The organism is Streptomyces sp. NBC_00876 (genome assembly GCF_045207435.1).
Taxonomy (GTDB): domain Bacteria; phylum Actinomycetota; class Actinomycetes; order Streptomycetales; family Streptomycetaceae; genus Streptomyces.
Window position 1 is genome coordinate 3,516,699 of record NZ_CP108800.1, and the last position, 17,781, is coordinate 3,534,479.

The following is a 17,781-nucleotide window of genomic DNA, read 5'->3' on the forward strand; positions in this document are numbered from 1 at the left end:
ACTCTTGAGTAACCTTACTCAAGAGTAAATCTACGACCGAGCAGGGAGTCTGGACAATGGCCGACCGCTATCTGCACCTCACCGGCACAGCAACCGGCCGGTTTCTGACCCGGAAGCTCGGGCTTCCGCAGCCCGCGCGGCTGCACCGCTGGAGCCTGGAGACCCCCACGCTCACCGGCCCGGTCCTCCACCTCACCGCCGGGGACTCCGCCGTCACGGACGAGCTCGGCACACTCCTCGCCACCACCGGCCTGGAGATCACGGCACACGCCGACCGGCCCGCCGGCATCGTCCTGGACGCGACCGCCGTCGACACCGCCGCCGGGCTCGGGGCCGTGCACGCCGCCCTGCACCCGGTCGTCCGCTCGCTCGCACCGGGCGGCCGCGTCGTCGTCCTCGGGGTGCGCCCGTCCCCCGACGACCACCACCAGGCCGCCGCCCAGCAGGCCCTGGAAGGATTCGTGCGCTCACTCGGCAAGGAGATCGGCAAGGGCGCCACCGTACAGCTGCTGCGCATCGCGCCCGACGCGGTCGCCGGCGCCGAGTCCACCGTGCGCTTCCTGCTCTCGCCCCGGTCCGCGTACATCAGCGGCCAGGTCATCGAGGTCACCTCGGCCGCCCCCGGCCCGGTCGCCGACTGGGCCGCCCCGCTCACCGGCCGCACCGCACTGGTCACCGGCGCCGCCCGCGGCATCGGCGCCTCGGTCGCCTCGGTCCTGGCCCGGGACGGCGCCCACGTCATCTGCCTGGACATCCCGCAGGCCCAGGACGACCTGGTACGCACCGCCGACCGGCTCGGCGCCACCGCCCTGCCGCTGGACATCACCGCGGACGACGCGGCCGAGCGGATCGCCGCCGCGGCCCCCGGCGGCCTCGACATCCTCGTCCACAACGCCGGCATCACCCGCGACCGCCGCCTCGCCAACATGCCCGCCGACCGCTGGGCCTCGGTCATCGACGTCAACCTCGACAGCGTCCTGCGCACCACCGACGCCCTGCTCAAGGCCGGCACCCTCAACCGCGGCGGACGGATCGTCGCCACCGCCTCCATCGCGGGCATCGCCGGCAACAACGGCCAGACCAACTACGCGGCCAGCAAGGCCGGCATCATCGGCCTCGTCCGCTCGCTCGCCCCGCGCGCCGCCGCCGACCACGACGTCACCGTCAACGCGGTGGCCCCGGGCTTCATCGAGACGAAGATGACCGCGGCCGTCCCGCTCTTCATCCGGGAGGCCGGCCGCCGGATGAACTCCCTCTCCCAGGGCGGCCTCCCGGTCGACGTCGCCGAGACCACCGCCTGGTTCGCCCAGCCCGCCTCCAGCGCCGTCAACGGCCAGGTCGTCCGGGTCTGCGGCCAGAGCCTGCTGGGAGCGTGAACCGGTGCCCAGCCTGACCCTCTCCCTGGCGCGCGGCGCCCTCACCTCCCCGTTCAAACGCGCGGGACGGCCCGGCGCCACCCTGCCCGCCGACCGGCCGCGCCTCCCGGCCGCCCCGATCGCCCCCGGGCCGCTGGCCGCGTACCGCAGGATCTGCGGCTTCGCCGGAACCGGCCCCCTCCCGGTCACCTACCCGCACGTCCTGGGCTTCCCGCTCGCCATGCGGCTGATGACCGGGCGGCGCTTCCCCCTGCCGGTCACCGGACTCGTCCACACCTGGATCGAGATCACCGCACACCGGGCGCTGAACCCGACAGATTCGCTCGAACTCACCGTGTACGCAGATGAGTTGACGCCACACCGACGCGGAACCGAGGTCACCGTGGTCACCGAGGCGCGACTGGCGGGCGAGGTGGTGTGGGAGTCCCGCAGCGGCTACCTGTCCCGCCATGCGACACGTACGGGAACCACCCCGGCGCCTTCGGGAGACACACCGCCGCTCCCCGCCGTCGCCGAGTGGCGGCTGCCCGCCGGCCTCGGGCGGCGCTACGGAGCCGCGTCCGGCGACCGCAACCCGATCCACCTGTACCCGCTGACCGCCCGGCTCTTCGGCTTCCCGCGCGCCATCGCCCACGGCATGTGGACCGTGGCCCGCTGCCTCGCCGAGACCCCGCAGCCGCACCTGATCCGGACCGTACGGGCCGACTTCAGGGCCCCCGTCCTGCTGCCCGGGACCGTCACCTACGCCTCGGACGGCGCCGCCTTCCAGCTGCGCGGCGGCGACGGCGACCGCATCCACCTCACCGGGACGACGGTGCGGACTTCCCCTGAGGCTGCCAGGGACGGCCGTTCATAAGGTTCTCCAGACCCGCCCAGGAGAAGTTCATCAAGGTGGCCGCGGCCTCCTTGGCCGAGACGCCCGGAGTCTCGTTCGCCCAGCCGGCGAGCGCCTCCGCGGCGCCCACCAACGCCTGTGCCAGCCCCGCCACATCACGGTCCGCGAGCGCCGGATCGTCGTGCACCTCACGCGCCGCAGCCCCGATCAGACCCGTCACGAACGCAACGATCTCCTCGCGCATCACGTTCACCTCGGTGGCGAACGGCTCCCCGTGCGTCCGCGCCTGCCGGTACAACACCGCCCAGCCGTCCGGGTTCTCCGCGGTGTGCGTGAAGAACGCCCGCAGCCCCGACCACAGTTGCCGGTCGGCCGGCAGCCCCGGCTCCGCCCCCGCCCGCACCGCCTCGACCAGCGCATTCGCCTCACGCCTGATACAGGCGGAGAAGAGTTCGTCCTTGGAGTTCAGGTAGAGATAGACCAACGGCTTGGACACCCCGGCCAGCTCGGCGATCTCGTCCATCGAGGCGGCCCGGAAGCCGCGCTGCCCGAACGTCTGCACCGCGGCATCCATCATCTGCTGCTCACGCACCGCGCGCGGCATCCGTTTGCTCTTCACAGCACCCACGTCGACTTCCTCCCGCCCCCGTGCACTACTCCTCGGTAAGCGTACGGCGCGGACCGCCTCGCCGTCGTACGGAACGGCAGCGGCCCGGCCACAATGGCCGGTAGCCGTCCACCGGTGTGCACCCCCTGCGGGATGACCCGTGTACGACCCTGGTCCCACCCCGGGGTCGCCCCTGGGCCCGATGCCTTCGACCTGTACCGCCGCCTAGTGTCCCGGCATGACCATGAGACTCCGCAGCCGCACGGCCGTCGCCTTCCTCTCCGCCACACTCCTGCTGGCCGCACCCGTCGCCACCGCCCAGGCCTTACCGGCACCGGCACCGGCACCGCCGGCCTCGGCCACCACCACGCTCGAACTGCCCCGCCCGACCGGCCCGTACCCCGTCGGCGCCGAGGTCCTGCACCTCACCGACCACGAACGCACCGACCCCTGGGTGCCCGAAGCCGGGGACCGTGAACTGATGGTGTCCGTCCACTACCCGGCCCGTGCCGCGGGCGGGAGCACCGCCGCCCCGTACATGAGCACCGAAGAGGCCCGGCTGATGCTGGCGGCGCGCGGACTGGACGGCATCGTGCCCGCCTCCGTCGTCAGCTCCACCTCCACCCACGCCCGTACGGACGCTCCCGCCGCCCGGGGCCGGTTCCCCCTCGTGCTGCTCTCCCCCGGCTTCGGCACGCCCCGCGCCACTCTGACCTCCCTCGCGGAGGACCTGGCGAGCCGCGGCTATGTCGTGGCGAGCGTCGATCACGCCTACGAGTCCACCGGAACGGCGTTCCCCGACGGACGGGTCCTCACGTGCGCGGCCTGCGACGCGGCCGAGGCGGCACCGGACGACGAGGCCGAACGGAAGGTGCTGAGGACCGTCTCCACCGGACGGGCCGCCGACCTCTCCTTCGTGCTCGACCGGCTGACCGGCGCCCGTCCGGCCTGGAAGAACTCCCGCATGATCGACAGGCGCCGGGTCGCCGCGGCCGGCCACTCCATCGGCGGCAGCGCGGCCGCCTCGGCGATGCTTGCCGATCCTCGCTTCGACGCAGGGGTCAACATGGACGGCACCTTCTTCGAACCGGTCCCCCGCTCGGGCATCGGGAGCCGTCCGTTCCTGATGCTCGGCACCGACGCGGGCCACCACCCCGGCAGCCTCGACGGGTCCTGGGACGAGGGCTGGCGGCACCTCGACGGCTGGAAGCGCTGGCTGACCGTCAAGGACTCGGGCCACTTCACGTTCACGGACAACCCGGAACTCGCCGAACAGCTCGGCCTGCCGGTGGACCCGGAGGCCCCCCTCTCCGCCGGCCGGTCGACACGGATCACCCGCGACTACGTGGCGGCCTTCCTCGACCAGCATCTGAAGGACCGGCCTCAGCCCCTGCTGGACGGCCCCACACCGGGCAACCCCGAGGTCGTCTTCCAGCAGCCCTGACGGCCCCCGCCCACACAGGAGCGCCCCCGGTCCAGTGGGACCGGGGGCGCTCCGGAGGATCGTGCGTGCGGGGTTACGCGGCGACCGCCACGCGCTCCGGCTCGGCGTCGCGCACCTCGACCTCCTCGACCGGGGAGGCCGATGCCGAGTTGTACGCGTCGTGGTCGAGGATCTTCTCGCGGGCGGAGACGATCACCGGGACGAGCGCCTGACCTGCGACGTTCGTCGCCGTCCGCATCATGTCCAGGATCGGGTCGATGGCCATCAGCAGGCCGACGCCCTCCAGGGGGAGGCCCAGCGTCGACAGGGTGAGGGTCAGCATGACCGTGGCGCCGGTGAGACCGGCGGTGGCCGCCGAGCCGATCACCGAGACGAACGCGATCAGGATGTAGTCACCGACACCCAGCTGCACGTCGAAGATCTGCGCGATGAAGATCGCGGCCAGCGCCGGGTAGATCGCGGCGCAGCCGTCCATCTTGGTCGTCGCGCCGAACGGGACGGCGAAGGAGGCGTACTCCTTCGGGACGCCGAGGCGCTCGGTGACCTTCTGGGTGACCGGCATGGTGCCGACCGAGGAGCGGGAGACGAAGGCCAGCTGGATCGCGGGCCAGGCGCCCTTGAAGAACTGGACCGGGCTGACCTTGGCGACGGTGGCGAGCAGCAGCGGGTAGACGCCGAACATCACCAGGGCGCAGCCGATGTAGACGTCGGCGGTGAACGTCGCGTACTTGCCGATCAGGTCCCAGCCGTAGTCGGCGATCGCGTAGCCGATGAGGCCGACGGTGCCGAGGGGGGCGAGGCGGATGACCCACCACAGGGCCTTCTGGAGGAGCTCCAGGACCGACTCGCTGAGGGTGAGGATCGGCTGGGCCTTCTCGCCCAGCTGGAGAGCGGCGATGCCGGCGACGGCGGCCATGAAGACGATCTGGAGCACGTTCAGCTCGGTGAACGGCGTGATCACGTTGTCCGGGATGATGCCGGTCAGGAAGTCGAGCCAGGAGCCGGCGTGCTCGGGGAGCTTGCCGTCCTTCGGGGTGAGGCCGGTGCCGGAGCCCGGGTTGGTGATCAGGCCGATCGCGAGGCCGATGGCGACCGCGATCAGTGAGGTGATCATGAACCAGAGCAGCGTGCGGGTGGCGAGCCGCGCGGCGTTGTTGACCTTGCGCAGGTTGGTGATCGACACCAGGATCGCGAAGAAGACGAGGGGCGCGACGGCCAGCTTCAGCAGCTGGACGAAGATGTGGCCGACCTTGTCGAGCGTGGTGTAGAGCCACGCGATGTCGTAGCTGCGGGCGAGCCAGCCGAGCAGGACGCCGAGGAGGAGACCGGCGACGATCTGGGCCCAGAACGGGACCTTGGGTATGCGGAAACCGGAGCCGGAGGGCTCATCGGTGGTGGCGGACGCGGGATTCGCGGACACGGACACACTCCAGATGTGACGCATCGGGACGCACGGGGACGGTGTGCGGGGGACGGGGGGTGAGGCGGTGCGGCGCCCGCGTCCCGGTCAGGCTCTGGGGCGGCGCCGCTGCATGATGCCGTTCAGACGTTGCGGCAACAGACCGCGGACATACAGCGGCAGAGATCGACATGCAGGCGCTCCACGAGCGGGATGCTCGCGGCAGGTCGGAGGCGCACAGCTGTCTTCATGTCGAACACGTTAACACTTGAACTTTGAGAACCTCAAAGGTCTTCTTTGGGGCTGAACGGCGGTCCGTCACCCCGCACGGGAGGCCCCGAGACCCCCGGGAACGCGAAAACCCCAGTACAGGAGCGGGTCGCTCCGGTTCTGGGGTTTGACGAAGAAAGGGTGCGGGTGTGAGGAAGCTTACAAAGTGCTTACTCCGCCCTCACAGCATCCCTACCGGGTGACGCTGTCCTCGCGCGTGCGGTTGGCCTCGAGGCGCGCCTTGGCGCGGTCGACCGAGGACACGATCTGCTCGGACATCTCGTCGCGCTGCTTGCGCAGCAGGACGTAGCTGAGCGGCGCGGAGAGCACCAGCGCGAGCAGGACGACCCAGACGATGTTGGACCCTCCGGCGCCGGAAGGGATGAGCCCGAAGTGGACGGCGATGGCCGCGACGACGAGGCAGCCGACGAAGATGCTGAGACGCATCGCGGTGTACCGGATCGTTGCGCTCGGCTTGGCAGCGGACACAGCTGGCCCTCTCTCTACGTACGACAGTCCTGCCCGACCAGTGAAGCATGCCCCGTAATCGATCAGTTCGCAGGGCTGCACCCAACGCATTCCGGGCGGGCCCGGCAGACCTTCTCAGCCCAGCGGCAGCAGCATGATGATGTCGTCGCGGTCATCACCCTCGGCCACCCGGATCGCACCCGGCACCCGGCCGACCTCCTTGTAACCGCAGGCCGCGTAGAAGCGGTCGGCGCCGGTGCCGCCGCGGCAGGTGAGCCGGACGGCCTCGATGCCGTCGATGGAGCGGGCCGCGTCGGCGGCCGCGGCCATCAGCTCCCGCCCGTAGCCGCGGCCCTGATGGCGGGGGTGGACCATCACGGTGTAGAGCCAGATCCAGTGCGACATCAGCCGGTGCGTGTTGTGCGCGAGGAAGGCGGTGGCGGCGATGGCGCCCCGCTCGTCGTAGCCGACGAGGAGACGGGTGCGGCCCTCGGCCATGGCGACGAGGTGCTTGACCAGTTCGGGCCGGACCTCGTCGGCCGTCACGGGCGGCACAAAGCCCACCGCGCCGCCCGCGTTGGACACATCGGCCCAGAGCGCGGCTATGCCGTCCCGGACGGACCGGTCGAACTTCGGGTCCAGCTCAAACGTAAGTGTCATAGGCGAAGATTAACCCTTACGGCGCCCGGAACGCGAAAAAGCTCCGGCCGGGGACGGCGGCCGGAGCTTTCGTACAGCGCTGCGCGCGCGACGGGGCGCGCGCCGGGTCAGACCCGCATCGGCTGCGGCGACTCGCGCCGCTCCGCGTCCGGGCCCGGGTACTCGCGGATGATCTCGTACCGGGTGTTGCGCTCGACGGGCCGGAAGCCCGCGTCGCGGATCAGGTCCAGCAGATCGTCACGGCCGAGCTTGTTCGGCGTGCCGTAGTTGTCCGCGTCGTGCGTGATCTTGTACTCGACGACCGAGCCGTCCATGTCGTCCGCGCCGTGCTGGAGGGCCAGCTGGGCGGTCTGCACGCCGTGCATCACCCAGAAGACCTTGACGTGCGGAACGTTGTCGAACAGCAGCCGGGAGACCGCGAAGGTCTTCAGGGCCTCGGCGCCGGTCGCCATCGTCGTCCGCGCCTGGAGCTTGTTGCGGACCTTGCCGTCCTTCATGTCCACGAAGTCGTGCTGGTAGCGCAGCGGGATGAAGACCTGGAATCCGCCGGTCTCGTCCTGGAGCTCACGCAGGCGCAGCACGTGGTCGACGCGGTGACGAGGCTCCTCGATGTGCCCGTACAGCATCGTCGCCGGGGTCTTGAGACCCTTCTCGTGGGCGAGGCGGTGGATGCGCGACCAGTCCTCCCAGTGGGTGTTGTGGTCGACGATGTGCTGGCGGACCTCCCAGTCGAAGATCTCCGCACCGCCACCGGTCAGCGACTCCAGACCGGCCTCGATGAGCTCGTCGAGGATCTCGGAGGCGGTGAGCCCGGAGATGGTCTCGAAGTGGTGGATCTCGGTGGCGGTGAACGCCTTGAGGGAGACCTCCGGCAGCGCTTCCTTCAGCGCGCTCAGCGAACGCGGGTAGTAGCGCCACGGCAGGGTGGGGTGCAGCCCGTTGACGATGTGCAGCTCGGTGAGGCTCTCGCCCTCCATCGCCTTGGCGAGGCGGACGGCCTCCTCGATGCGCATCGTGTACGCGTCCTTCTCCCCCGGCTTGCGCTGGAAGGAGCAGTACGCGCACGAAGCGGTGCACACGTTGGTCATGTTGAGGTGACGGTTGACGTTGAAGTGGACAACGTCGCCGTTCTTGCGCGTACGCACCTCATGGGCCAGACCGCCGAGCCAGGCCAGGTCGTCGGACTCGTAGAGCGCGATCCCGTCCTCGCGGGACAGCCGCTCACCGTCCCGGACCTTCTGCTCCAGCTCGCGCTTGAGTCCCGCGTCCACTAGGGCGCCTCCCATTTTCTCTCCGTAACAGACTTCAGATCACCGTACGCCTAGCTCTCTTCGGGGAGGTCTCCGACCCGGTTCTCCCACTTGGTGGAGAGGACGATCGTGGTGCGGGTCCGCGAGACGCCCTTGGTGCCGCTGAGCCGGCGGATGGTCTTCTCCAGGCCGTCCACGTCGCCGACGCGCACCTTGAGCATGTAGGAGTCGTCGCCCGCGATGAACCAGGCGTCCTCGATCTCCGCGAGGTCCTTCAGCCGGCGCGCCACGTCCTCGTGGTCGGCGGCGTCGGAGAGCGAGATGCCGATCAGGGCCGTGACCCCGAGCCCGAGCGAGGCCGCGTCGACGGTGGCGCGGTATCCGGTGATGACTCCGGCGGTTTCCAGCCGGTTGATGCGGTCGGTGACGCTGGGCCCGGAGAGCCCCACGAGCCGTCCCAGCTCGGCGTACGAGGCCCTGCCGTTCTCCCTGAGGGCCTGGATGAGCTGCCTGTCCACCGCGTCCATGTGACTGAAACCTTCCATTGTTCAGCAGTACCGCAAGTCTACGTGTAGAATCTAAGGCGTGCAGGCTTCGAAGCCTGCAAATCTTTCCGAACTTCCAAAAAATGCTTTCGAATCTTCAGGAGTGGATACACCGTGTACACGATCGAGATGGCCTACGCCCGGATGCGCGAGCTGCAGGACCTGGCCAACCGCTCGCGTGCCCATCAGCCCGCCGCGGCCCACCGGGTCGACAAGACCCGCAACCCGCGCACCCCCAAGAAGCGCTGACCCCACCCGGGTCAGCCGCGAGAGCCACCACCGAGCTCTCCCTCCCAGCGGCGGTACAGCTGGTGCGGCACCCCTGCCGCGTCCAGCACCCGCCCCGCGACGAAATCCACCAGATCCTGGATATGCGTCGCCCCCGCGTAGAACGCCGGAGAGGCGGGCAGTACGACCGCGCCCGCCTCGTCCAGGGTCACCAGATGCTTCAGCGTCTGGCCGTTCAGCGGAGTCTCGCGCACCGCGACGACCAGCTTCCGCCGCTCCTTGAGCGTCACGCTCGCGGCCCGTTGCAGCAGATCCTTCGAGAGCCCGAGCGCCACCCCGGCCACGCACGCCGTCGACGCCGGGACGATGAGCATCCCCTTCGCCGGGTACGAGCCCGAGGACGGCCCCGCGGCCAGATCGCCGGCCGCCCAGTGCCGTACGCCCGCCACGTCCACATCGAAGGTGTGCGGCTTCCCGTCCGCCCCCCGCGCCAGCCAGCCGCGCAGGTCCTCCCGCCAGTGCGCGTCACGGAAGGCGATCCCGGTCTCGTCCAGCAGCGTCAGCCGCGACGCCCGGCTCACGACCAGATCGACGCTTTCCCCCGCGGCCAGCAGGCCCCGCAGTACAGCAGCGGCGAATGGGGTGCCCGAAGCGCCTGAAACCCCGACAATCCAAGGCTTTCGCTGCTGCCGACTTACTGAAGTCCCGGAATCCACACCCCCGAGCCTATCCGGCCCCCCGGGGCCCCGGCGCGTCAGGAGTTCCGGCCCGTCACGGTGCTGCACACCAGGGCTCCGGCGGTTCCCGCAGGAACGGAAAAGTCACAGAGCCGCGACACTTTGCGCAATCGGAATCGCAAATTCCTGAGCACCCATTCATGAACACCATGCAAATTCCAGCCAAGCAGCAGGCTTCCAAAATGCCATATGCCCGGCATATATCGTCACCAAGCGACGCTCTTCAGCCAAGTTCCGGATCTTGTTTGCTTAGTTTCCATCCGGGAATCTAAAGTCAAACCGCAAGCCGAACAGGCAAGCGAAATCCGAACGGGGAGTTAGTAATGAAGCTTGGCAGGATACTCGGCGTCTCCGCCGGAGCCGCGGCTCTGGCCCTCACGTTCTCCACCCAGGCCATGGCCGCCGACTACAGCGTGCAGACCGACGACGGCTCGCCGGGCGGAAAGATCAGCATCACGCTCCGGGGGGACGTCGTCACGCTCTCCGACCAGGAAGCGGACGGCTGGGGCGTCAAGGGCTGGATCATCAATTCCAAGGGCAAGACGGTCTACACCCTCCAGGCCGGCGGCAACGGCGCCAAGGCCATCGGCCGCGCCAGCCAGGGCGGTGCGCGCAACCTGGCCGAGAAGGGCGCCAAGTACAAGCTGCGGGTGTGCCTGCACAAGGAGAACAGGGACGCGTACTGCGACGACACGTCCTACTTCAAGAACGACCACTAGCAGACAGCCGCGGTCACAGACAGGCGTGCCGCCCCGGTTCTCCGGGGCGGCACGCCCATGTCGTCAGGCACCCGGGCCACGGCCGTTCAGACCGTCAGACCCCGCACCAGCAGGTCCAGCAGCGCGCAGGCGAACAGGGCGATCCCGATGAACCCGTTGACCGAGAAGAACGCCCGGTTCAGCCGCGACAGATCGTGCGGGCGCACCACGCGGTGCTCGTACACGAAGGCCACGGCGACGATCACCATGCCGATCCAGTAGAGGATCCCCGCGTCCGTGGCCAGCCCGAACCAGACCAGCAGGCCCGTCGTGACCACGTGGCAGACCCGGGCCCCCCACAGCGCGGCCGGAATGCCGAAGCGGGCCGGGAAGGACAGCACCCCGTGGGCGCGGTCGGCCTGCACGTCCTGGCAGGCGAAGATCAGGTCGAAGCCGCCGATCCAGATGCCGACGGCCAGCCCCAGAATGACCGCGTCCCACGACCAGGTGCCCGTCACCGCGAGCCAGGCACCGACCGGCCCCATGGCCTGGGCGATGCCGAGGATGGCGTGCGGGTAGTTCGTGAACCGCTTGCCGTACGGGTACACGACCATCGGTACGACGGCCAGCGGCGCCAGCGCCAGACAGAGCGGGTTGAGCAGCGCCGCCGCCCCGAGGAAGACCACGACGGCGACGAGCGCGCCCGTCCACGCCGACTTCACCGAGACCGCACCGGTCACCAGCTCGCGGCCCGCGGTGCGCGGATTGCGGGCGTCGATCTCCCGGTCGATGATCCGGTTCGCGGCCATGGCGAACGTCCGCAGCCCGACCATGGCGACGGTGACGAGCAGCAGCGTGACCCACTGGACCGACCCGCCGTCCAGGAACATCGCGGTCAGGGCGGCGATGTACGCGAAGGGCAGCGCGAAGATCGAATGCTCGATCATCACGAGCCGCAGGAACGCCTTGACCTTGCTGTTCGGTTGCGCGGGCCCGGAGCCCAGGGTCGCTTCGGCGGCGCTCACAGTCCGTATTCCTTCCAGCGGCGGTCGACCTTCGCCGCCGTGTCCGGGTCGGACTCGACCATGTCCGGCCAGCCCCCGTCCCGGGTGTAGCCCTCCTCGGGCCACTTCTTCGTCGCGTCGATGCCCGCCTTGCCGCCCCAGAACTGCTGGTAGGAGGCGTGGTCGAGATGGTCGACGGGCCCCTCGGCGACGGTGAGGTCGCGCGCGTAGTCGGTGTTGCCGAGCGCCCGCCAGGACACCTCGTGCAGATCGTGCACGTCGCAGTCGGAGTCCACGACGACGATCAGCTTCGTCAGCGACATCATGTGCGCGCCCCAGATGGCGCTCATCACCTTCTGGGCGTGCTTCGGGTACTTCTTGTCGATCGAGACGATCGCGCAGTTGTGGAAACCGCCGGACTCGGGCAGGTGGTAGTCCACGATGTCCGGCACGATGATCTTGAGCAGCGGCAGGAAGAACCGCTCGGTGGCCCGCCCCAGCGGCCCGTCCTCGGTCGGCGGCCGGCCCACCACGATCGACTGGAGCAGCGGCCGCTTGCGCATGGTCACGCAGTCGATGGTCAGCGCGGGGAACGGTTCCTGCGGCGTGTAGAAGCCGGTGTGGTCGCCGAACGGCCCCTCGGGAAGCGTCTTCCCGGGCTCCAGCCATCCCTCGATGACGACCTCGGCGTTGGCCGGGACCTGGAGCGGCACGGTCTTGCAGTCGACCATCTCGATGCGCTTGCCCTGGATGAACCCGGCGAAGAGGTACTCGTCGATGTCCCCGGGCAGCGGTGCGGTGGATGCGTACGTCACCGCGGGCGGTGCGCCGAAGGCGATGGCGACCGGCAGCCGCTCACCGCGCCTGGCGGCGACCTGGTAGTGGTTGCGGCTGTCCTTGTGGATCTGCCAGTGCATGCCGATGGTGCGGCGGTCGTGGCGCTGGAGCCGGTAGAGGCCGAGGTTGCGGACGCCGGTCTCGGGGTGCTTGGTGTGTGTGAGCCCCAGGTTGAAGAAGGAGCCGCCGTCCTTGGGCCAGGTGAACAGCGCGGGCAGCTGGTCCAGGTCCACGTCGTCGCCGGTGAGGACGACCTCCTGGACGGGGGCGTTCTCGGACTTCACCTTCTTCGGCGGTACGTGCACCATCGTGCCGAGCTTGCCGAAGGCCTCCCGGACGCCGACGAAGCCGTGCGGCAGTTCCGGCTTGAGGAGTCCGCCGATCTTGTCGCTGATCTCGGAGTACGACTTCAGCCCGAGCGCCTTGAGGAGCCGCTTGTCGGTTCCGAAGACGTTCATGGCCAGGGGCATCGAGGAGCCCTTGACGTTCTCGAAGAGCAGCGCCGGTCCGCCGGCCTTGTTCACCCGGTCGACGATCTCGCCGACCTCCAGGTACGGGTCGACCTCTGCCTTGATGCGCTTGAGCTCGCCCTCGCGCTCCAGAGCCCGGAGGAGGGATCGAAGATCGTCGTAAGCCATGCCGACCAGTCTGACATCCCCCCTGCTGTCAACCGTCAGGGCTCCCCCGGAGCCGGTGCGGCCGCTCCGGGCGGCGGGGGAACCGGCCGTGCGGTCACCGCCGCTCGTACTCCCGGTCCCGCTGCCCGTACGGCTGGTACGGCCCGTGCGGCTCGGCGGTCCGCGCCGACCGGTGGACCGTCCTCGCGGGAGGCGCCTGCCGCGTCTCGTCGCCGAGCACCAGATCGGGGTCGAGCGTGACGACGACCGCCGCGAGGACGAGCACGATCACCGGTCCGACGAGCATGGCGAGCATGAAGGAGAGCTGGTCGATCGAGGACTGCGTGGAGGTGATGCCGGAATGGTCGACGTCGACGCTCACCGCGGCCATGCCGGTGTAGTGCATTCCCGTCACGGCGAGACCCATGACGAGGCTGGCGCCGAGGCTCGAACAGGGTCCGGATGGTGACCGCCGCCCAGAGGGCCGCGGTGGCCGCGCCCACGGCGATCAGCACGGAGACGGCCACGGTGACCGTGTCGTAGTCCAGGCGGCCGTGCACCTCCATGGCCGCCATACCGATGTAGTGCATCGCCGCGACCCCCAGCCCCATGATCACTCCGGCCGCGGCCAGGACCTTCGTTCCCGATCCCAGGTAGCCGACGAGGAACACTCCCACCGCGGTGACGGCGACGGCGACAACGAGGCTCAGCAGGGTCAGCCAGATGTCGTAAGAGATGTCCGAACCATCGATGCTGAAGCCGATCATCGCGATGAAGTGCATGGTCCAGATGCCGCAGCCGATGGACACCGCGGCCAGCGAGAGCCAGCCGTTCCGCCGGCCGGGACGCCCCTTGCGCATGGATCGCACCGTGCAGCGCAGCCCCAGCGCCGACCCCAGGCAGGCCATCAGATAGGCGGCGACGGGAGTCACCGCGCCGTAGTGGAAGTCGGTCAGCGTGGCAGCCACGGCCCAGTGCCCTTCTCGTAGTGCCGCCGGGGCCCTGCCCGTCGAGAGGGGGGAGCTGAGACGGAACGGACCGCAGAGGGCGAGCCGCGCGGCTCAATTAATCACATCGGGACCAATGTCCTGAAATTCAGATCATGCACCGATCTTCATGATCACATACGGTCTGCGCGTTTTGTATGAGAAGAGGGTGAATTGAGGGCACGTCAGGCCGTCGCACCGCCGCCCGGCCCGGACCGATGCCGCGGACCGGTGAGGACGGCCCCCTCGCCCGCCGTGGGGCGCACATGACACCCGCTACCCTGGGCCCGTCACCGGGGCGGGACAATTGCCCCGCCAACTCTCCTCGGGGGGACTTTTCCACCATGTTCCGGGCTCTGATCTATCTCCTGCCTCTGGCGCTGACGATCTACGCGTTCATCGACTGCCTGAACACCCCGGAGGACGAGGCCAAGCACCTGCCGAAGATCGCCTGGGTCTTCATCATCCTGCTGTTCTGGATCGTCGGCCCGATCGTGTGGCTGGCCGCGGGCAAGATGCGCGAGGTGCCCGCCGGGGGCCGCACGCCGTCCGAATGGCACCGCAACCACCGCCGGCAGTGGGTGGCACCCGACGACAATCCCGACTTCCTGAAGTCGCTGAAGGACGAGAACGAGAAGGACGAGGCGGTCCTCAAGGACTGGGAGGCGGACCTGCGCCGCCGCGAGGACGAGCTCAAGCGGCGGGAGAGCGGGCCGGAGGGGTCGACCCCTCCGGCTTCCTGACCCGGGACCCGATCACGCGTACAGCAGCTGCCCCAGCCGGTTGAGCAGGGGCAGCAGTGCTGTGCGCTCCTCGGGGGTGAGGGCTTCGAGTGCGCCGTGCACGGCGCGCATCTCGGCGCGGATCGCGTGGGCCAGCTCGGTGCCTTCGGGGGTGCGGCTCGCGACCTTGGAGCGGCGGTCGCCGGGGGCCGGGGTGCGGACGACCAGGCCGCGGGTCTCCATGCGGCCGACGAGGCCGGTGGCGTTGGACGCGTCGCAGACCAGGTGGGCGGCGAGGGCGCTCATCGGCATGGGCGCGTTGAGCGCGATCAGCGCGCGGGCCTGTGAGGTCGACAGTCCATGACGGGCGGCGACGGCGGTGAGGTCGTCGTGGTGGCCGCGCACGACGACGGCCAGGGGCTCCAGGAGGTCCTGAGGGGTCGGCGCGGCTCGGTCGTCCGGAGCAGTGGCGGCGCGGGGCGTCGGTTCGGTCGTCATGGTCGGCCATTCTTCGATCGGCATCCGCCGACATTTATTTGACTTGCTCAACTTCTGGCAGTTACATGAAGTGAATTGCTTGAGCATATCAAGTTTTGAGCTCGACCCGCAGGGAGTACCCCCATGCCCTCCGTACTGTTCGTCCTCACCGGCGCCGACCACTGGACCCTCAACGACGGCACCAGCCACCCCACCGGGTTCTGGGCCGAGGAGCTCGCCGCTCCGCACCGGGTCTTCAGCGAGGCCGGTTACGCCCTCACCCTCGCCACCCCCGGCGGCGTCACCCCCACCGTCGACGCGGGCAGCCTGAGCGCCGCCGCCAACGGCGGGCAGGAGCAGGCCGACGCCGTCGCCGCCTACCTCGACGCGATCGCCCCCGAGCTCCGCGCCCCGGCCCGCCTGGAGGACATCCACCCGGACCGCTACGACGCCGTCTTCTACCCCGGCGGCCACGGCCCCATGGAGGACCTGGCCGTGAACGAGCTCTCCGGGCGGCTGCTGACCACCGCGCTCGACTCCGGTACGCACCTCGGCGTGCTGTGCCACGCACCGGCCGCGCTGCTCGCCGCCCGGCGCGAGGACGGATCCTGGCCCTTCGCCGGCCACCGCATGACCGCCTTCAGCAACGCCGAGGAGTCCATCGCCGGACTCGCCGACAAGGCGCCCTGGCTGCTGGAGGACCGGCTGATCGAGCTCGGTGCCGACTACACGGCCGCCTCCCCCTTCGCCCCGCACACCGTCACCGACCGCACGCTGCACACCGGCCAGAACCCGGCCTCCTCCGAGCAGCTGGCCCGCGAGATCGTCGCCGCGCTGGCCCCCGCCGAGTCCCCGGCCGAGACCGTCGACCGGCTCCGCGCCACCTTCCGTACCGGCCGCACCAAGAGCCTCGACTGGCGCACGGGACAGCTCCGGCAGCTGCGCGCGCTGCTCACCGAACGCGGGGACGAGCTCGCCGACGCGCTCCGCGCCGACCTCGGCAAGAGCCGCAAGGAGGCCTACCGCACCGAGATCGACTTCACGATCCGCGAGATCGACCACACGCTGGAGCACCTGGCCGACTGGCTGCGGCCCGAGCCCGCCCCCGTACCGGCCTCGCTGGGCGGGGCGAAGGCGCACACCGTGCAGGACCCGCTCGGCGTCGTCCTGGTCATCGCGCCCTGGAACTACCCGGCGCAGCTGCTCCTGGCCCCCCTCGTCGGCGCGCTGGCCGCGGGCAACGCGGTGGTGGTCAAGCCCAGCGAGATGGCGCCCGCGACCTCCGCCGCCCTGGCGCGGCTGCTGCCGCGCCATCTGGACACGGACGCGGTCGCCGTCGTGGAGGGGGCGATCCCCGAGACCACCGCGCTGCTCGCCGAGCGCTTCGACCACATCTTCTACACCGGCAACGGCGCGGTGGGCCGGATCGTGATGGCCGCGGCGGCCAAGCACCTCACGCCGGTGACGCTCGAACTGGGCGGCAAGTCGCCGGTCTTCGTGGACCGGGACACGGATGTGAAGGCGGTCGCGGCCCGGCTGGCGGCCGGCAAGTTCCTGAACGCGGGCCAGACCTGCGTCGCCCCCGACTACGTACTGACCGACCCGCAGACCGGCGCCGCCCTCGCGGACGCGCTGGCCGGCGCGGTCGAGGGACTGTACGGGGCGGACGCCTCGGCCCACCCGGAGTACGGGCGGATCGTGAACCGCCGCCACTTCGACCGGCTGACCGGGCTGCTGGACTCGGGCCGCACGGTGACCGGCGGAACGTACGACCGGGACAGCAAGTACATCGCCCCGACCGTGCTGGCCGACGTGGCACCGGACGCGCCCGTGATGCGGGAGGAGATCTTCGGCCCGGTGCTGCCGATCGTCACGGTGGACGGGCTCGACGAGGCGATCGCGTTCATCAACGACCGGGACAAGCCGCTCGCGCTGTACGCGTTCACCGACTCGGACTCCGTACGCGAACGGCTGGTCGCCGAGACGTCGTCGGGTGCCGTCGGCATCGGGCTGCCGCTCGCCCATCTGACGGTGTCGGACCTGCCGTTCGGCGGGGTCGGCGAGAGCGGCATGGGCAACTACCACGGACGGTACTCGCTGGAGACGTTCAGCCACCGCAAGGCGGTCCTGGACACCCCGATGCCCTCATGAGCACGGCCGGCCGGGACGCGGCGTGGCTGGCGACCGCCCTCGACGAGGCGCGCGCCGGTCTCGCCGAGGGCGGCATCCCGATCGGTGCCGCGCTGTACGGGGCGGACGGCACGCTGCTCGGCCGCGGCCGCAACCGGCGGGTCCAGGACGGTGATCCGTCGACGCACGCGGAGACGGCCGCGTTCCGTGCCGCCGGCCGGCAGCGCTCGTACCGGGGCACGACGATGGTGACCACGTTGTCCCCGTGCTGGTACTGCTCCGGTCTGGTGCGGCAGTTCGGGATCTCACGGGTGGTGATCGGTGAGGCCGAGACCTTCCGCGGCGGGCACGACTGGCTGGCCCGGCACGGGGTGGAGATCGTGCTGCTGGACGACGCGGACTGCGTGGAGCTGATGCGCGGGTTCGTGGCGGAGCATCCCGCGCTGTGGCACGAGGACATCGGCGACGGCTGAAGGCACCGCGAACGCGAA

The 17,781-nt window shown here is 70.1% G+C and carries 20 protein-coding genes and 2 pseudogenes; 10 read left to right on the plus strand and 12 right to left on the minus strand.

All coding sequences use genetic code 11. The annotated features are described in order from the left end of the window. The first annotated feature begins 56 nt into the window (after positions 1 to 56). Both OG782_RS15360 and OG782_RS15365 read left to right on the plus strand, forming a co-directional pair. Positions 57 to 1,376, plus strand: coding sequence for a 3-oxoacyl-ACP reductase (locus OG782_RS15360; protein WP_406451258.1), 1,320 nt, complete (start codon positions 57 to 59; stop codon positions 1,374 to 1,376). Positions 1,377 to 1,380: 4 nt separating this feature from the next. Continuing rightward, on the plus strand, positions 1,381 to 2,232 hold the full coding sequence (locus OG782_RS15365; protein ID WP_406451260.1) for a MaoC family dehydratase: 852 nt from the start codon (positions 1,381 to 1,383) through the stop codon (positions 2,230 to 2,232). Here the strand turns inward: OG782_RS15365 and OG782_RS15370 are convergent. Then, positions 2,177 to 2,815 (minus strand): TetR/AcrR family transcriptional regulator, encoded by a 639-nt coding sequence (locus OG782_RS15370; protein WP_406459089.1) that lies wholly within the window; start codon positions 2,813 to 2,815, stop codon positions 2,177 to 2,179. The genes OG782_RS15365 and OG782_RS15370 overlap by 56 nt on opposite strands. Positions 2,816 to 3,056: 241 nt before the next feature. Between OG782_RS15370 and OG782_RS15375 the strand changes: the two genes are divergently transcribed. Further along, complete coding sequence (locus tag OG782_RS15375) at positions 3,057 to 4,262, plus strand: alpha/beta hydrolase family protein (RefSeq protein WP_406451262.1); 1,206 nt, start codon at positions 3,057 to 3,059, stop codon at positions 4,260 to 4,262. Positions 4,263 to 4,335: 73 nt separating this feature from the next. On the opposite strand, the gene OG782_RS15380 is transcribed toward OG782_RS15375, so the two are convergent. The 5 genes from OG782_RS15380 to OG782_RS15400 form a co-directional block, all read right to left on the minus strand. After that, positions 4,336 to 5,682, minus strand: a complete 1,347-nt coding sequence (locus OG782_RS15380; protein WP_406451264.1) for a dicarboxylate/amino acid:cation symporter — start codon at positions 5,680 to 5,682, stop codon at positions 4,336 to 4,338. Between the two features lie 441 nt (positions 5,683 to 6,123). Continuing rightward, on the minus strand, positions 6,124 to 6,378 hold the full coding sequence (locus OG782_RS15385; RefSeq protein WP_406451266.1) for a DUF4229 domain-containing protein: 255 nt from the start codon (positions 6,376 to 6,378) through the stop codon (positions 6,124 to 6,126). Positions 6,379 to 6,534: 156 nt separating this feature from the next. Then, a complete protein-coding gene (locus tag OG782_RS15390) occupies positions 6,535 to 7,059 on the minus strand; it encodes a GNAT family N-acetyltransferase (RefSeq protein WP_406451268.1) in 525 nt (174 codons plus the stop codon). Between the two features lie 107 nt (positions 7,060 to 7,166). Next, entirely contained in the window at positions 7,167 to 8,330 is a 1,164-nt protein-coding gene (mqnE, locus tag OG782_RS15395; protein WP_406459091.1) for an aminofutalosine synthase MqnE, read from the minus strand. A gap of 50 nt (positions 8,331 to 8,380) precedes the next feature. Further along, a complete protein-coding gene (locus tag OG782_RS15400) occupies positions 8,381 to 8,836 on the minus strand; it encodes an Lrp/AsnC family transcriptional regulator (RefSeq protein ID WP_136330825.1) in 456 nt (151 codons plus the stop codon). A gap of 132 nt (positions 8,837 to 8,968) precedes the next feature. On the opposite strand from OG782_RS15400, the gene OG782_RS15405 reads away from it, so the two are divergent. Then, positions 8,969 to 9,103, plus strand: a complete 135-nt coding sequence (locus OG782_RS15405; RefSeq protein ID WP_326736853.1) for a hypothetical protein — start codon at positions 8,969 to 8,971, stop codon at positions 9,101 to 9,103. An 11-nt stretch (positions 9,104 to 9,114) separates the two neighbouring features. Here OG782_RS15405 and OG782_RS15410 read toward each other — a convergent pair whose 3' ends face one another. Further along, on the minus strand, positions 9,115 to 9,798 hold the full coding sequence (locus OG782_RS15410; RefSeq protein ID WP_406451271.1) for a UbiX family flavin prenyltransferase: 684 nt from the start codon (positions 9,796 to 9,798) through the stop codon (positions 9,115 to 9,117). Between the two features lie 344 nt (positions 9,799 to 10,142). Here OG782_RS15410 and OG782_RS15415 point away from each other — a divergent pair, with 344 nt between their 5' ends. Then, positions 10,143 to 10,538: a hypothetical protein gene (locus tag OG782_RS15415; RefSeq protein ID WP_406451273.1), complete on the plus strand. Its 396-nt coding sequence runs from the start codon at positions 10,143 to 10,145 to the stop codon at positions 10,536 to 10,538. An 86-nt stretch (positions 10,539 to 10,624) separates the two neighbouring features. Here the strand turns inward: OG782_RS15415 and mqnP are convergent, their stop codons facing one another. From mqnP to OG782_RS15435, 4 genes and pseudogenes are all read right to left on the minus strand, one after another. Beyond that, positions 10,625 to 11,542 (minus strand): menaquinone biosynthesis prenyltransferase MqnP, encoded by a 918-nt coding sequence (gene mqnP / locus OG782_RS15420; protein WP_406451275.1) that lies wholly within the window; start codon positions 11,540 to 11,542, stop codon positions 10,625 to 10,627. Next, positions 11,539 to 12,996 carry a menaquinone biosynthesis decarboxylase gene (locus OG782_RS15425; protein ID WP_406451277.1) on the minus strand — a complete coding sequence of 486 codons (1,458 nt, stop codon included), beginning with the start codon at positions 12,994 to 12,996 and terminating at the stop codon, positions 11,539 to 11,541. Before OG782_RS15425 ends, mqnP begins: the two co-directional genes overlap by 4 nt. Positions 12,997 to 13,090: 94 nt before the next feature. Further along, positions 13,091 to 13,402, minus strand: a complete 312-nt coding sequence (locus tag OG782_RS15430) for an MHYT domain-containing protein (RefSeq protein WP_406451279.1) — start codon at positions 13,400 to 13,402, stop codon at positions 13,091 to 13,093. A gap of 91 nt (positions 13,403 to 13,493) precedes the next feature. Further along, a pseudogene (locus OG782_RS15435) lies at positions 13,494 to 13,757 on the minus strand (MHYT domain-containing protein); the annotation flags it as partial. Between OG782_RS15435 and OG782_RS15440 the strand changes: the two are divergent. Together OG782_RS15440 and OG782_RS15445 are read left to right on the plus strand one after the other, a co-directional pair. After that, positions 13,711 to 13,890 carry a hypothetical protein gene (locus OG782_RS15440; RefSeq protein WP_406451281.1) on the plus strand — a complete coding sequence of 60 codons (180 nt, stop codon included), beginning with the start codon at positions 13,711 to 13,713 and terminating at the stop codon, positions 13,888 to 13,890. The pseudogene OG782_RS15435 and the gene OG782_RS15440 overlap by 47 nt on opposite strands. Before the next feature lie 415 nt (positions 13,891 to 14,305). Beyond that, a complete protein-coding gene (locus OG782_RS15445; RefSeq protein WP_326736856.1) occupies positions 14,306 to 14,704 on the plus strand; it encodes a PLD nuclease N-terminal domain-containing protein in 399 nt (132 codons plus the stop codon). A 12-nt stretch (positions 14,705 to 14,716) separates the two neighbouring features. On the opposite strand, the gene OG782_RS15450 is transcribed toward OG782_RS15445, so the two are convergent. Then, on the minus strand, positions 14,717 to 15,181 hold the full coding sequence (locus OG782_RS15450; protein WP_406451283.1) for a MarR family winged helix-turn-helix transcriptional regulator: 465 nt from the start codon (positions 15,179 to 15,181) through the stop codon (positions 14,717 to 14,719). Between the two features lie 123 nt (positions 15,182 to 15,304). Here OG782_RS15450 and OG782_RS15455 point away from each other — a divergent pair. The 3 genes and pseudogenes from OG782_RS15455 to OG782_RS15465 all read left to right on the plus strand — a co-directional run. Next, positions 15,305 to 15,997: pseudogene (locus OG782_RS15455) on the plus strand (type 1 glutamine amidotransferase domain-containing protein); the annotation flags it as partial. Beyond that, positions 15,995 to 17,311 carry an aldehyde dehydrogenase family protein gene (locus tag OG782_RS15460; RefSeq protein ID WP_406459093.1) on the plus strand — a complete coding sequence of 439 codons (1,317 nt, stop codon included), beginning with the start codon at positions 15,995 to 15,997 and terminating at the stop codon, positions 17,309 to 17,311. The pseudogene OG782_RS15455 and the gene OG782_RS15460, both read left to right, overlap by 3 nt. Next, complete coding sequence (locus tag OG782_RS15465; RefSeq protein ID WP_406451285.1) at positions 17,308 to 17,763, plus strand: nucleoside deaminase; 456 nt, start codon at positions 17,308 to 17,310, stop codon at positions 17,761 to 17,763. The genes OG782_RS15460 and OG782_RS15465 overlap by 4 nt, the downstream gene beginning before the upstream one ends. Positions 17,764 to 17,781: the final 18 nt, after the last annotated feature.